Origin of the sequence: Planococcus sp. 11815 (genome assembly GCF_051096385.1) — a bacterium.
GTDB classification, from domain to species: domain Bacteria; phylum Bacillota; class Bacilli; order Bacillales_A; family Planococcaceae; genus Planococcus; species Planococcus citreus.
Window position 1 is genome coordinate 666,539 of record NZ_CP096991.1, and the last position, 15,406, is coordinate 681,944.

The 15,406-nt window shown below is 38.3% G+C and carries 13 protein-coding genes; 6 read left to right on the forward strand and 7 right to left on the reverse strand.

Annotated elements, in window-relative coordinates:
- The first annotated feature begins 23 nt into the window (after positions 1–23).
- Genes M1Q06_RS03505 through M1Q06_RS03515 form a run of 3 tightly spaced genes read left to right on the forward strand, consistent with a single transcriptional unit; the run spans position 24 to position 4,891 of the window.
- Positions 24–1,685 (forward strand): dsDNA nuclease domain-containing protein, encoded by a 1,662-nt coding sequence (locus M1Q06_RS03505; RefSeq protein WP_434401607.1) that lies wholly within the window; start codon positions 24–26, stop codon positions 1,683–1,685.
- Position 1,686: 1 nt separating this feature from the next.
- Complete coding sequence (locus M1Q06_RS03510) at positions 1,687–2,220, forward strand: ABC-three component system middle component 1 (RefSeq protein WP_434401609.1); 534 nt, start codon at positions 1,687–1,689, stop codon at positions 2,218–2,220.
- Complete coding sequence (locus tag M1Q06_RS03515; RefSeq protein ID WP_434401611.1) at positions 2,210–4,891, forward strand: AAA family ATPase; 2,682 nt, start codon at positions 2,210–2,212, stop codon at positions 4,889–4,891. Before M1Q06_RS03510 ends, M1Q06_RS03515 begins: the two co-directional genes overlap by 11 nt.
- Before the next feature lie 743 nt (positions 4,892–5,634).
- Here the strand turns inward: M1Q06_RS03515 and M1Q06_RS03520 are convergent.
- Entirely contained in the window at positions 5,635–6,639 is a 1,005-nt protein-coding gene (locus M1Q06_RS03520; RefSeq protein WP_434401613.1) for a GTPase, read from the reverse strand.
- Between the two features lie 206 nt (positions 6,640–6,845).
- Between M1Q06_RS03520 and M1Q06_RS03525 the strand changes: the two genes are divergently transcribed.
- Together M1Q06_RS03525 and M1Q06_RS03530 are read left to right on the forward strand one after the other, a co-directional pair.
- A complete protein-coding gene (locus tag M1Q06_RS03525) occupies positions 6,846–7,544 on the forward strand; it encodes a DUF4085 family protein (RefSeq protein WP_434401615.1) in 699 nt (232 codons plus the stop codon).
- 40 nt (positions 7,545–7,584) lie between these two features.
- Positions 7,585–8,445 carry a hypothetical protein gene (locus M1Q06_RS03530; RefSeq protein ID WP_434401617.1) on the forward strand — a complete coding sequence of 287 codons (861 nt, stop codon included), beginning with the start codon at positions 7,585–7,587 and terminating at the stop codon, positions 8,443–8,445.
- A gap of 159 nt (positions 8,446–8,604) precedes the next feature.
- On the opposite strand, the gene yfkAB is transcribed toward M1Q06_RS03530, so the two are convergent.
- Entirely contained in the window at positions 8,605–9,735 is a 1,131-nt protein-coding gene (gene yfkAB / locus M1Q06_RS03535; protein WP_434401619.1) for a radical SAM/CxCxxxxC motif protein YfkAB, read from the reverse strand.
- A 223-nt stretch (positions 9,736–9,958) separates the two neighbouring features.
- On the opposite strand from yfkAB, the gene M1Q06_RS03540 reads away from it, so the two are divergent.
- On the forward strand, positions 9,959–10,285 hold the full coding sequence (locus M1Q06_RS03540; RefSeq protein WP_434401621.1) for a hypothetical protein: 327 nt from the start codon (positions 9,959–9,961) through the stop codon (positions 10,283–10,285).
- A 286-nt stretch (positions 10,286–10,571) separates the two neighbouring features.
- Here M1Q06_RS03540 and M1Q06_RS03545 read toward each other — a convergent pair whose 3' ends face one another.
- The 5 genes from M1Q06_RS03545 to M1Q06_RS03565 form a co-directional block, all read right to left on the reverse strand.
- Complete coding sequence (locus tag M1Q06_RS03545; protein ID WP_434401623.1) at positions 10,572–10,772, reverse strand: helix-turn-helix transcriptional regulator; 201 nt, start codon at positions 10,770–10,772, stop codon at positions 10,572–10,574.
- Complete coding sequence (locus tag M1Q06_RS03550; protein WP_434401626.1) at positions 10,759–11,292, reverse strand: DUF6773 family protein; 534 nt, start codon at positions 11,290–11,292, stop codon at positions 10,759–10,761. Before M1Q06_RS03550 ends, M1Q06_RS03545 begins: the two co-directional genes overlap by 14 nt.
- 229 nt (positions 11,293–11,521) lie before the next feature.
- Positions 11,522–13,051, reverse strand: a complete 1,530-nt coding sequence (locus M1Q06_RS03555) for an FAD-dependent monooxygenase (protein WP_434401628.1) — start codon at positions 13,049–13,051, stop codon at positions 11,522–11,524.
- 266 nt (positions 13,052–13,317) lie between these two features.
- Positions 13,318–14,217 (reverse strand): oxidoreductase, encoded by a 900-nt coding sequence (locus M1Q06_RS03560; RefSeq protein WP_434401630.1) that lies wholly within the window; start codon positions 14,215–14,217, stop codon positions 13,318–13,320.
- Between the two features lie 221 nt (positions 14,218–14,438).
- The gene (locus M1Q06_RS03565; protein ID WP_434401632.1) at positions 14,439–15,395 is read right to left on the reverse strand and encodes a calcium/sodium antiporter; all 957 of its coding nucleotides are present in this window, start codon (positions 15,393–15,395) and stop codon (positions 14,439–14,441) included.
- Positions 15,396–15,406: the final 11 nt, after the last annotated feature.

Below are 15,406 nucleotides of genomic sequence, written 5' to 3' on the forward strand. Positions count from 1 at the left end.
TTTCAATGAAAAGAGGAGATTACTTGAACCTAAAAGACCAAATAACGAAAGAGTTATTAAAAAAAGATAATAAAGACGCAGAAAGGCAATACTTATTGAATTCAAAAATAATAAATAGAAGTAGTAAAGAAATTGCATCATTTTTAACAAGTGTAGGTCCAAGTGAAACTGGAGGAATAACAGCAATCTCGGGTTTTTATTATCAATTTTTAGTTACTATACAATACGTTTTAGAAATGTTAGAAGGAGAATGGGACTTTGTTATGATGGAACACCACGATGATATCGTGGTAGGGAAAGGAAATAAAATTCGGTATATTCAAGTTAAAACAAGTGAGAAAGTAGTCATGAAAACTACTGAGAGTCCAGCAAATGGATTATATACAAGAAAAAATAAAACAATAAATGAAAAGACTTATAAGAAAAATAATAGTTGGATAGATAAACTTTTAGCAAACTCAAAAATTACTCCGCAATCCCAGGGGTATTCTACCGAGTTTGAACTTTATACAAGTTACCACTTTGTGAAGACTCCCACTCTAGATGTCGATATTTATACAGGAAATCTGGAATTTAACGAGACAATTCTAGAAGATGATAAGTTTCTTAATAAAATCAAAGGTGAAGTAATAGATAATGAAGGAAATATATTTGAGTTTGAAGAGAGTTTCGATGAAAATCTGAAGGATCTTTTGAGTAGATTTTGTATTAAAAACGGTATCGCCTTAAAAGAGATTCAATTTATGAAAGATTACTTATGTAGAAGGTTAAATAATTGGATATTTGAGGATATAGGAAATAGTTTTACCATGACTGATGAAGATTTGCATATGTTAATAGGGTATTTATGTGAAAAGTGCATATATAAAAATAATGCAGAAATTTTATTAATTGAAAAAGATGTAATAAAAGATATTTTGAAAAAAATTAAAAACTCCAGATTAGTTGAAGCAGACGGAGAGATGAAAAAAAATAGTAGTTTAGGAATTACTGATGAAGTTGCAAAAGAGCTGGCAGAAGATTTAGATGAATCAAAGTATAATGAGTTTTTGATAAGAGAGTTATATAAGTATAAAGATTATATGGACAAATGGATAAAAGAAGAAGATGGGGATATTCAAGAATTAATGGAACGTTATATTGCTGGAACTACAAATACGAACCTATATTCTAAAATGACACATGGTAATCGAAATACAAGATTAAAGGAATTTTTTAATATAGTAATTTTGTTGAATTTGGGAAAAGGTGATATTTTTCGTTTCAAAAGTAAAAAAGGATTGCTTTCAAAAGAGTGTTTAAGCACCAACGAAGCTTTCTTTTTTCTAAGCTTAGATAAAAAGAAAAATTTAGATTATGCAAAAAATAAAATAAAAGATATTACAAATAACGAAGATATAGATTCTCAATTAAAGCACTTAGGGGAAAATATTAATATTGTCCTTCAAAATTATGTCGATAGAAAATTTACAGGACTAATTAATTGGACTTTAGGAGATGAGGAATCGAAAGTAATCGAAGGACTATATGATGGATTTACTTTAAAGGATGTTCCAGTTGTTATTAACTTATATCCAGGAAACGGATTAGTAGAAGATTTCATAGATGTAAGAAATACGGACGAAGAATTAGACTTGAGAAGTAAAATACAAGAAATATGGAATGAATGTGGAGGTATGGAATGAATTGGACATTTATAATTTAATATTAAATAGGTTAGAAGATAAAGAATTTGAAATTGTAGAAAATTTAGATGTCGAAAAAATTGGAGCTACATTATTAAAATCCTCTGTATACCATGTGGTAATAAAAAAATTACACTATAGAGTTCAAATGGATATACTCAATTCATTCTTATTCGATATTAAAAGTGTATTAATGGAAAATCAAATTAACATCAATAACTCTTATTTACTTCTTTGTTTTGATACCAAAATAGACTATGAAACGTTTTTCATAATAGAAAGAGATACAAAGGCGTTAAGAAAGTATGTAATAGTTAATGAAAACGATTTAAATAGAATACCATTTTTGGATAATTTGAATGAAGATAAAGTAAGTTTAAATATTGATTATATTGCTGAAGAGAATATTTATCTCACTGAACTAAGTAGTTTTATGAATGAAAAACAAGGGCAGCAGTACAAACTAAAACCCAGCGAAATTAGTGAAGGAGTAGAAAGAATTTTACATATTATGGAGGGCGAATATGGAGATTAAAAAATTAGAGATTTGTAATTTCAAAAACTATCAAGGCCGGGTAACTTTCGACTTAACAAAACCTATTACTATTCTCTACGGAGATAATGGTTATGGAAAGAGTTCTTTTTTTGATGCCATTGAATGGTGCTTAACTAACTCTATTAGTCGTTTTGATGGAAAGGAAACGGAAATAAAAAAAGATATTATAAATAAGCAGTGTATGGAAGAAGAATTTTCGGTTTCCGTAAAAATAGAGTTTGATAAAAAAGTTTTAGAAAGATCTTTTAACGTTTTTAGAGGGGAAGCAAAAAATACTCAAACTAAAATTATCTTAGATAACAAAACTGTGATTAGTGGTAAGGAAAATGTTGAAAATTATTTTAAAAAGAACTCCTTTAAGGGGGATAATGCAGACGTAAATAACTACAGTCACTTAATTAAAAGTACAAATATACTTTCTCAGGATCAAATTTCTGATTTTGTAACAAGTGAAAATGCCGCTAGTCGTTATCGAGCATTAGTTAATATTATGGGATTAAGAGCATTATTAAACGAAACAGATAATTATAAAAAAATACTATTAGGTTTGCAAAAAGAAAAAGAAGAAATTTCTAAAGAAATTAATGTATACGAAAACTCAATAAAAAGTAAGGAAGAAATTAAGAATAAAATAGTGGATATCGAGTTGATTGAGAAAGAAGCATTTCTAAATGTTTCGAGAGATGAACAAAAAACAATTAATTACAGGGAATTAATTAAAGAATATAGAGAACAAAAAAACAAAGAAGAAAGTTTTATTTCTTTTTATAATGATTTGAAAGAGTACAATAAAGAATCAGTAAAATCAGTTGAGCAAAAAATTCACTTGGGAGAAATAAAAGAAATCCAGTATAGAAGTAAAATAAGTAGAAGAGAAAAGTTGTTAAAAAATTTAAATAAACAAAATGAAATAATCACAAATGAGAATAATAATAATAAAAGACTTAGTATATTAAAAAAAGATATCATGTCTATTGAAGAAAATTTAAAGTTAAATAATATAAAAGAGAGTGTTGAAGAACTTGAAAAAAAAGTTTCTAAAAACGATCTACTTATAAGAAAGTATGAACACCATATTTTCAATTGCGATTCTATTGCATTAGGTCTAAGCGTAGTTAAGGAAAAAGAAAACGAAAATAAAAATACATCTTATAAAAATATTCGTCTTAACCAACAGTTCAATAAATACAATTTATTACTAAAAAAATTAAAAGAAATTAGTGATAAAAAAGAATCGAAAATTATGGTTCAGTTAATAAATAATGTTAAAGGTATAGAGAAATACGTCAATGAAAATAACCTAAAGAAATGCCCTGTATGTTCTTCAACTCCAGAAGGAAGTCTAAATCATAACATTCAAGAGAACATAATAATTTTAAATGAAAAAATAAAAGAAGATACTTACGAAATGGAAAAGTTATTAAAATTAATAAATAAATTAGAAGAAAAATTAGAATTTATAAATATATCGTTAAAAAAGAATTTCACGTTAATAGAGAAGAACGAAGCTTTAATCGAACGCCTTAATAAAGAAGAACAAGAGTACAAAGAAAATTTGTTGTATGACTCAAATATTGCAAGTTACTCTAAAGACAAGCTAAATCTTGAATTAAATTTGATAACAGAGTACACACAGAAAATAAAAAAAGGGATTATAGATAAAATAAATCTACATAAAAAATCAAATGAATTTAAAGAATTAACAGGTATAAGTCAGCATATTTCTTACAATATTGTAAAAGAAAAATCAGAAATCGATAAAAATAAGTTGAATAAAAAAATCTCAATACTAATAATTAATGTAGCCAAAAGTATTGATGTGAATAAAAAAAAGCTCGAGTTTTATATAAAAAGCTTGAAGAGTTTGTACCGCGTCAAATCGAAAAGTGAAGATATTGTAACTCCCATCAACTATAATAAAAGATTCAATGACATATACTTAATTTCTTTAAAAAAAGCTGAAAAATTAGAATCTAAAATACTGCTTGTAGAAGATATCTTGGAGATAAAGCGTAAAAAGGAAATGAATAAAAAAATTGAGAAACAGATAACAGATATATATATAAGTGTTAAAAAAGCTCAAAAGAGAATTGATAAATTAAATGAAGTGATTAAATTACTTAATGAATATATAATGCTGCGCTCCAGTTTCTTTGGTACTGAAACTAAGACGTTCTTTAATCAAGATAGATCACCTATACAAAAGTATTTTAGATATCTAAATCCAATTCCATCTGATAGTAAACTTGTTTTTGATGGAGAAGCCGAAGAAATTAATATTAAGATATCATTTAAGTCTTTAGAGTATACGAAAGACTCTATGAGAAATGCTAAAAATTTCCTAAGCTCGGGTCAACTTAATGTATTAGCGATTTCAATATTTTTAGCGATTAACGAAAAACAAAAAACAAACTTCATAGATTTTTTAGCCATTGATGATCCTATTCAAAACATGGATGATATAAATCAATATTCTATTTGCGACGTCTTAGGAAACATACAAAAACAATTGATTTTCTCAACTCATGACCTAGACTTTTTAAAATTATTTATTAATAAAAATGATTCTAAAAAACAAGATTTACAAGTTTATACTTTTACTAGTCCTTATATTGAGCAGAAAAAAGTAAAAAGATTGATTTTTGATTGAGTACGTATATATTAAAGTTATTTTTTTATTACACACATAGATATCGGCGTCTTAATTATTGATTAATACGTATTATCAGCAATGATAATTATAGTCCGAAAAAATATGAAACGTCGAAAAAATGAGGGGAAGTTCCGATAATAAAAGAATACAAACGACTCGTCAGAAAGTTCATTGCAAAGCAGAAGCTCTTACCATTCAAAGTGCAGTTAATTGAAGAATGTTACGGGCTGTATCTCCGGAAGATTTGAAACTACAAGGAAGCGGATGTGAAATCGCAAAATTTGACACAGGTCTTGGTGGAAACCACTCCTTGACTGAGGCCGTAGAAAAGAGAAAGAAAAGCATAGAAAAGAACTATCAAGTGGAGATGAAATTTGGCGCCAAGGGTGCGAAATATTGTAATCTAGAGAGTTCGAAAGAATTGGAACCATAGAAAATCACCCAGCAGAAAATTACAGATCATGTAGTTCAGAAGTATCGGTAGAAGTGACAGAAGATAATCTGGCGTATTTGTATGTCCATCGGGAAATGAATAGTGAAAACTACATCAAAATATCTTCTACAGAAACGCCAGTACTCAAATACTGGCCGCTCAGTAGAAGATATTTCGGATTTTGCTACATTAGGAATTCATTAAACTCGTCCAGCTCTGGCGAAAATATTTGAAAAGTTTTGATGAAGTATATGAAAAAGATGCTTCCTTATTTTATATAGTTACTATTAATCTTTTCTCATCATTATTAAGCCTTTTTTTGTGCACTTAAAAACATTTCGTAAACAGACTTTAATTCATCCGCATTTAGTTCGATATCATGTTCATGCATGTACTTAACTGCGTATCCAAGCGCTACAGTAGTTGCCGCAGCAACACTGCCACCAACAACAGAACCGGCACCAGGAACTACTTTTACAATTTGACGAAATACAGTTTTTCCGATGTTTCCAATGACAGTTGCGATGATTAATTCTTTAGCGTTTTCTTTCGAGACGGGCTTATTGTAGAGAGTGGACAACTTTATTAATAACCCTACTTGAATACTGACTAAGGGAACAAAATCAGCTCCTGGCATTGGAAGAGCCCCAACCGCGGCCGAAGAAGCGCCTGCGCCTAGTATCCAGCGATTTGCGATTGAGGCCTGGTCCTTTAAATTTGCGCCCAGTAAAACATCTTTAGATTTTCTTTCGAGAATATCCAACAATTTATTTTGAAGTAGTGAGATGTTCTCGCCAGTTCTGGACGAGATAGGAGTGACCGGATAACTATAGTCAGTATGATCTTGTATATATTTAATAAGTTCAGGTATTTCATCAGCTGCATCAATTTTATTTAAGACTATAATGATATCTTGATTCACTTTCTCAATTTCTTTCAAGTTTTTTAGCTCATTTCCAGAGAGAACAGTACCTGCCGCATTTAAGAAAAATAAAATTACATCAGAGTTTTTGTAATACTTCAAAGTGATGTCCGAATTAGTTGTAATAACATCATCTAGACCCGGAGTATCGACAAAAATAATATTTTCCTTGTAAGGTATCTCTTCAATTTTTTTCGTTTCCCCCGGCTTAGCACCAACACTTACTATGTCTTCCTTCATAAGTCTATTTATTGTGGAAGATTTACCACAGTTCACATCACCCACCATAGAAATTAGCAACTTATGATCCAATTGCGAACTAATCTCTTCGCTTTTTTGATCAAATAGATCATCAAAAATATTATCGAAATTCTCAAAACCTGAAACCATTCCAATCACTCCTTTTTAAGTATTATATCATTTGAATGTTATTTTTTTCCTAATATTTAAATAATGGCATTAAAGTGTTCTAAAGTGAGATTCTAGCCGGTTTCGAAACCGCATTACTGTTTATAATAGATACATCGTTACACCTAATTTATTAGTTTATGGAAGAAGCGCATTCAAAGAAGCAGAACAGAAAGAAGGTTCAATCGATGAAGTACTTCACGAAAGATTGGTACGAAGAAATGCAGGTTGCTGGTTTTCTTGTATTACATGAGTCGGAAGAGGACTGGGAAGAGGAGATGGACTATTACCGTGAGGAAGGAAAAGATTTGCGAGAGATAAACTTAAGCAATCTGGACGATATGAGGGAAAGTTTAATGCGCTACTTGCCAGAGACGTTTCATCCATATATTCACGATGGCACACTGGTGACAGAATATCCGACACAAGAGTTGCGTATGCTCGTCAATCGATGGGAACGGGATTACGAGCGGCGGATGGATGATCTGAATGAGCGATATCAGCAGCATTTCGAATCGATCAAATCGGAGCTTCCGCCAAATGCAGTGGAGGTGGTGGAGAATGGGCTGCATGATGCGGTGGTGCTTTCGGTTGAAAGACCGGCTGAAGATCAGCTTGTCCTGACGCTCGACTGCAGTGGAGGTTTCCATTATTTCACCGATGTCCGATTCACTTTTGAAGGAGTCACTTATTCAAATATCCCACTTAATTTCGAAGGTGCCTGGTGGCTGTATGACGAGATTTATAAAACAGAAGATGGCTTCGAGCTTCATACATTGTTTGATTCCCCAATGACCGAAACAGTGATCCGTGCACGCGATGTGAAAATCGAGACGCTGAAGTTGCCGCTGATGCACAGGTTGAAGAAGTGGTATAAAAGAAGGTAGCTAACTTTAATTTTTTAAACTGAGATTAGGGGTCATATCAATGGATAGTTATAAAGAATACTTGCTCTTATTATCCAAGAGTTATGAAGGAGCAATCGAAGTGTTGCTTCAAAAATACGGTCCTGCCCAAGACGATTATTTTAGGGAGTCTTCATACCTGAGGTTTATGAACGGAGAAATAAAGAACATTACAAAAGGTAAATTCTCGAGAACAAAGGAAGGTCTATATTGCCATCATATAGATGAAATCAAATGGTTAAAGATATCTGATCAAGATTTTGTAAAAGAATATAGTATCCCCTTTGAGTCTCAAAGAAAACACAGATTAGTATATTGTGACTTAGCCGAGCATACGATTTTGCACGTATTGATAACAAAGGAAACTTCTTTTGAATATGGCTATCCGGGATATGAAGTGTTTTTAAAAAGTCTAATGGAAGAATGGTACCTTGATGAAAGAAAACCCAATCCGGACTGGATGACACGATGTTATATGAAGTCGTTTCTGAAGCCTCAACAAGCATTTGAATTGATAAAAGAAATGCAAAGAGTATTGGGAGAAAGTTATTTTAATACCCTAGAGGATTATTTTGATGAAAAGAAGAAAAGGGAAGAACAAATACAACAGTGGAAAGAACAGCGAAAGCAAAGACGAATAGACGAGAGGGCACGTTGGATTGAAGTTGCAAAGCAATTACATCATAAGAGTCCTAGATATGACATTGTCACTGCCAGCTATTTTATTCGCGTAGAATATAGAGATGTAATGGATTTATCAAAACAAGCCACTACTTTTAAAGAGTATGATCGCGAGATGAAAAAATATAGAAAAGAGGAAATATTGGATGAGCTTTTGATGTATATAGAAAGTCTTCCTGAAAGCCACAATATTTTAGAGTGAGCCACATCCGTCTGCCGCCGTAAACTTTGCGGGCTTTGTCTTTACCCAAGAAACTGCTGCGGTAATTGATATGGATTTGAGATAACACTTTAAATGCATTTCTTGAAACGCAAAAACCCGATCCAGTGGGACGTTCCCACATAGGATCGGGCTTTTCATTTAAACAGTAATTCTCGATTTTTGGACGGTGAAATCGATGTCCGGGTAGTAGGCGTCTTTCACCAATAAATTTGGTCCGAGGCATTTGGCTGCTGGGCAGTGGCAGGCGATCGTTTTGGCTAATGGCCGCTCCAGCCAGCGGTCAAGCATTGCTGGCAGTGAATCGTGCTGGATGTTGCCCATCGCGGGTGTGTCGCCGAAATCCGTGACGATGACTTCGCCGGTGAAGATGTTCACATTGAGCCGTGAGCGTCCGTCCGGGTCGTTACGGACGGTGACGTTCTTGCTTGAATGGATGCGGTCCAGGAGTTGAATGTCTTCGTCGTTTTGGCTGCACGGGTAAAACGGCAATGTACCAAAGAGCATCCAGACATTTTCATCGCGGGCATCCAGTAATTCGTGGATCGCTGTTCTCGTTTCATCGAGCGACAGCACTTCCAATTGGCTGGCGAAATCGCTTGGGTACATCGGATGTACTTCGTGGCGCGCGCATTTCATTTCTTCGATGATTTGCTTATGTATGTTCTTCAGGTGAGGCAATGTCCGCTTGTTCAGCATCGTTTCCGCCGAGACCATAACGCCTGCTTCTGCGAGTGCGCGGCTGTTGTCGATCATGCGCTGGAACTGTTCAGCCCGCCGCTCACAAGACGGCTTGCGTTCCATATTGGCAAATCCGCCGTCGACAAAATCATCGATGGTACCCCAGTTATGGGAAATGTGCAGGACATCCAAATAAGGGGCGATTTCCATATAGCGGTCCAGCGGCATCGTCAGGTTTGAATTCATCTGGGTGCGGATGCCGCGTGCATGGGCGTATTTCAGGAGGGGCAAGACGTAATTGGCGACCGATTTTTTCGAAAACATCGGCTCTCCGCCCGTCAAACTGATGGTCCGCAAATGAGTGATTTCATCGAGTCGCGAAAACAGCAGCTCGATCGGCAGCGCGTCCGGATCTTTGTGCTCAAGCATATAGCCAACCGCACAATGTTCACAGCGCATATTGCATAAATAAGTCGTGGTGAATTCGATGCTGGAAAGCGTCAGTTTGCCGTGGTCTTCGATATCCATATACGCTTCCCATGGATCATATTGAGGGGTGATTTGTTTAAGTGTTGTTGCCTGGTTTTCCATATGTATCGTACTCCTAATCATTTTTTCGACTCTTAAGTATGCGCTTTTCATGTGGCTTGCGCAAGAGCTTGTTGTAACGTGCCGTGAAGGATGTGAACTATCTTCATTTGTTCTTTTATCATTTTTTTAACTAAATATTCTATTTTTTTGTTCTTTTTACTAGTAATCAAACGTTTGTTCTGGTATATTAAAAGCATATCACTATGGGATGAGGTGGATTTCGATGGTGCTAGCGATCAAAGAAGTGAACGGATTCGAAAAAGGAATGGAATATACGAGGGATCTTGAGTTTTTGTCATGTTTTACAAACGACGAACATCGGGTAGTCTCTTTAATAGATACAGATGGCAATGTTTTTTACTGGACGACTACGGAAGGTTCGCCTGAATATCGAAACTTCCGGTTAAAAGCTACTTATACATTTAAAGTTAGTTATATATCGACCATACTGGGCCCTTCAAGCCCGAAGGTCATTATTGCTGAATTGAAGGACCTATCAGCCAGAAAAAGCATGTATGGCAAGGCAAAGCGCTTCAAATTAAATGCTTGATTCAAATACATCATCGTTCTGTGTCGAAAATGATTCAGGATGTGAGTTGCAATTGCATGCAAAATAAGCCGTATCCGGAAACCTCTGTGGTGAATGGATGCGGCTTTTTGTGTGTGATTTGAATGAGTTGGATATCCGGGGCGATACTGAAAAAACACCTTCCGCTGAACGACTCGCACTTTTATGCGGGTAATTCAGGAAAGGTGATTTCATTGCTTTATCGATTTTACTTCGCTCCGAAAGCCACAATAAAAGAGTGGTATGGAACCACTCCAGTAGAGGATATTTATTCAGGTTCTTGCCAAAACAAGTCATCCAGCGTTCGGCTAAGTGTATGACAGATAGCTAAGCAAAGAGTCAGCGTCGGATTATACTTGCCTAATTCAATGAGGCCGATTGTTTGGCGGGACACACCGATTCGGTCTGCAAGTTCAGCCTGAGATAAATCATGTTCGATCCGGGCCATTTTGAGCTTAATGTTTTTCATCGTTATCACCAGATTCATCATGGAGCATTCTGTCTATGGATTTCTCACTGTTTCTCTTGAGGAGTTCATTTCCACCTACCATGAAAATAAGGAAAAAGGGCAAGTAAATCATTAATGAGACGAGGGCAGTCAGAAGGAAATAATAGATGCTTTGAAGCGGTCCATCTGCGTATTGAACGGCGCTGTTTGTGCCAAAGACAAGAGCGATAACGACACCAAGCGTGATACTTGCGACCAAGTTTTTCTTTCGTTGAGGCCATTTGCTTTCGCGATCATGCATTTCAATTTCAGCGGATAATACACCTAGTCTTGTTGATCGATAAACAAAGTAAACACCGCTTAAGAAGAGAATTAATAATTCTGTAGTGACGCTTTCGATGCCAAGGTTATTGATGAAATATTTGAAGAAAATTGAAACCACTGCGATCACCATAACCAAAATATAAATTTCTGCATAAATTTTATTTTTAGTATTTGTGATCCGTTCATCCTTAATACCTGATTTTTTAAAGAGCCCCATGATGTACGCCTCCTTTACTATTTATAGTAAGTGTAATCAACTATAAACTGAAAAGCAATGTATATATGTCTTTTTGTAATTTAAATTATTCTTTTAGTCATATATATTGTTGTAAAGGGATGATTAAAAGTCTCAAAGTTAAAGGTGAGTTTCTTTAATACAGTAGAAAGAGGCTAGAGAAATGATCCATTATGGATTCATTCCTCTAGCCTCTTTTACTATTTCTACCTCACTTCGCTCCAAATGCTACAATCCCAAAAGCCTCTAGATACATATTCAACACACGCAGCCATTGCTTTTCAGTCGCAAGCGCCACGTGGCCATCTGGCCGGATCAGGTAGAGCGCATCTTGCTTGAATCCGACGTCTTTCATTTTAGCTGCCCAAGGGAACTCGTGGAGTTCAATCGAGTGCGAGCGGGCAAAGTCGATGAGCTCAGGAGTCGCTTTGCCGTAGACATGGATTTGCCAATCGACGGAGCGCAGCGGGGCGAAATTATCGCCGTTTGTGGTTTCCACCCACGGTAAGCGCATGCCGGCGAACACTTTGCCGGCTTTGCCTTTACTCAACAGGCTGCTTCGGTAATTGATGTGGATTTGAGACAAGACCTTGAATGCATTTTTGGAAGGGAAAGCAAATTTGAATACGGACGGCAAGACGTAAGGGACGGCGTACTCTCTGAGCAAGGTCCCAGGCAGTTTTTGATTGACGATGGTCTGAAATGCTTTATCGGTCGTTGAAATCAGGCGGCGCGCAAAGGCGATGCGCTCTTGTTCGTAGGTACCGAGTATTTTGGCGTCGGCTTTTTCCAGAACGACCGCTGCGAGTTTCCAGCCGAGATTGATGGCGTCCCCGATGCCGGTATTCATGCCTTGTCCGCCGGTCGGGCTGTGCAAATGGCCTGCGTCGCCCAGGATGAAAATATGTCCTTTGGCGAAGCGCTCGCTGACGCGGTTATGGACGCGGTAGGTGGAAAACCAATTGACCTTGGCGGCTGTCACGCGGATTTTGTTTTCGATGTAGTTGTTGACTTCGCTGTACTCGACATCGGTGCGATCATTGAATTCTTCGGGCACGATGCCGAGGATGCGTTTCGTGTAGGCGTTGCGGACATTCATATAAAGCATAAAGCCGTCATTGTCCATGTACATGTCCATCTTTTCCATATCTTCTACGGGCTTTGCGGTTTCGATATCGGCGACAAAGAATAATTGCTTGTATGTGCCGCCAGGAAAGTCGAGTTCGAGTCCTTTTCGGACCATGCTGCCGGCACCATCGCATCCGCATAAATAGGTGAATTTCGTCGTTTCTTCTGGCTGCCCTTGTTGCCGCAAGACAGTCTTCACGCCGTCTCCTGAATCTTCAAATGACAGCAGGGACGTGTTCCATTCGACTTCAACGCCGATCTTGCTTAATTCGTCGACGAGAATTTTTTCGTGCTCGTCTTGCGGCAAGCTGAGGATAAACGGAAACGGGCTTAATCCTTTTCCGAGCTCATGGAATTTCAATTGGGCCCGTACTTTTTTGCCGTCGCTGACATCGAGCGACAAAATCGGATGCCCACAGTTGATGTTGCGTTCGGCAAGTCCGAGTTGGTCGTATTGTTCCAATATGCGCGCATGCACGGCGAGTGCCCGGGATGCGGTGCCGGTTCCTGCGTTTCTGTCGATGATACGAAACGGCACGCCTTGACGCGCCAGGCTATAGGCCAAAGCCAAGCCAGTGGGGCCTGCTCCGACGATTAAAATTTGTGGGTTCATAAGATAGACCTCCTAATGAGTATCACGCCTGTGGATGGATTTTGTTTCAAGTATCGGGTGTAGCTGAATAATCGAATATAAGAAAAAATGAAAGCACGTGATACCGAACAAAAAAACCTTGTACAGCTACTATATCCTTAATTGAAGGGTTTCAAGCATCAGCGTGCGCAATTAACGAAATGCCAGAAAAGCGTATGCGGATTTCCTCGGAAGGAGACCGCATACGCTTCTTTTCATTGGCTGGAATAGGTTTCAGTTCAAACTTTTTATTTATCGAAATCAAACGTGACGCCAGTCAGCTTTTCAGACACGTCCCACAGTTTCTCGCGGGTTGCTTCGTCATTCACTGCCGGGTCGGGTTTCTCTAAGGTCGGATAGCCTTTTCGTTGGCCTTTGCCATCCGGCCCGATGTACTCGCCGCCTGTGATGCTAGGATCGGTTGCGGCATAGACAGTCGGCAGTGCTCCCATCGTGGCAGGCTGCAAATAACGGTTCATGAGCCCTTTGAAAATGCGCGGCATTTCCCGGCCGCCGATTTTAAATAGATTGGTCGACGAAATCCCAGGGTGGCAGGCGACGCTCACTGTCGATAAGCCGTGTTGCTTGAGGCGCTTATCGAGCTCTGTCGCGAACATTAAATTCGCCAGCTTGCTTTGGCCGTAAAACTTCATCGCTTTATAGCCTTTTGAGCCGCCGAGGTTATCAAAGTGAATTGCCGAGTTCCGGTGGGCTAAGCTGCTCAGTGTGACCACACGCGAATTCTCGGTGCGGAGCAGCAAAGGCAGGAGCAGGCCGGTCAAGGCAAAATGCCCAAGATGGTTACTGCCGAACTGCAGCTCAAAGCCGTCTTTCGTCTTCGCATAAGGCGGCGTCATCACGCCGGCATTGTTGATCAGCAAATCGAGCGAATCGAAGCGGCTGATGAACGTTTCGGCAAAAGTCCGTACGCTCTCCAAATCAGACAAATCGAGTTGCATGACCTCAATTGTTGCCTCGGGAGATTCTTCTCTAATTTCTTGTTCAGCGGCTTGTCCTTTTTCAAGATCGCGGACAGCCAAGATGACGCGTTCGCCTAAACGGGCAAAATGTTTCGCGGTTTCCAGTCCGAGACCGCTATTGGCCCCCGTAATAACGACCCTCTTTTTTGTTAGTGTAGTGGATTCCACAAGCTCAGCTCCTAATGTGATCGATTCTAGTTACCTGTACCCTAATGTAGCTTTTGATATGTCCCTGTGCACGAAACAATTCTAAACGATTCTGACAATACGCTACAATTCATGCTTCATGCACGAAAAGTACAGTGTGTAGTTTTTTGTGTTTTTGATTGGCGAAGCTACAGGAAAAAGAGCAGCACCTAGTTTTTAGGCGCTGCTCTTTTTGGATTTGGTTAATTCCTTACAATGATAAAGACCAAATAAACAATATAGATGGCGGTCAACAGCCCGCCTTCGATTCTCGAAACCGTGTACTTGGTTCTGGAGAGAACCATCAGCAAAATGGTCACCGCGATCATCAAAAAGATGTCCGTAAAGATTTTCGAGTCGACGGTTAACGGGTGGATCACGGCTGAAGTGCCGAGCACGAAGAAGATGTTGAAGATATTGCTGCCGATGATGTTCCCTAACGCGATGTCGACTTGCCTTTTCAGTGCGGCCGTTATCGAAGTGACGAGTTCGGGTAGCGAGGTGCCAACCGCGACAATCGTCAAGCCGACCAAGGTTTCGCTCATCCCGAGGGATAGGGCGATCTGGACACTGTTCTCGACAACGAGGCTGCCGCCGAAGATAATGCCGGCAAGCCCGCCAACCGTTAATAGCGAATTTCTGACCCAATGTTTTTTCGCGGCGTCAGCGTGCGTATCTTCATTACTCCGGCGGTCTTTGCGTGCCACTTCAAAGATGTAATACAGGAAGATGGCGAAGAACAGCAATAGCACAATGCCTTCGGTTCTAGTAATGAGGTTGCTGTCTAAAGACTGAAGCTGCTGGTCGCTAATCAACACGAGCAATGCCACAGCACTGAGCAAAGCGAACGGGATTTCTTTGCGGATCGTATCGCTCTGGACCATCAACGGGAAAACGAGCGCAGTGGCCCCTAAAATAAGCGTGATATTGAAGATATTGCTCCCGACGACGTTCCCGATCGCGACTTCACTGCTTCCTTCCAAGGCGGCAATAAAACTGACGGACGCTTCCGGCGCGCTGGTACCGAACGCAACAACCGTCAAGCCGATCAATAACGGCGACACCCTCAAACTTTGCGCTATTTTTGATGCTCCTTCTACAAAATAATCGGCGCCTTTGATCAACAGCGCGAAACCGACCAATAATAAAACATAAGTCATCTGGCCATCAT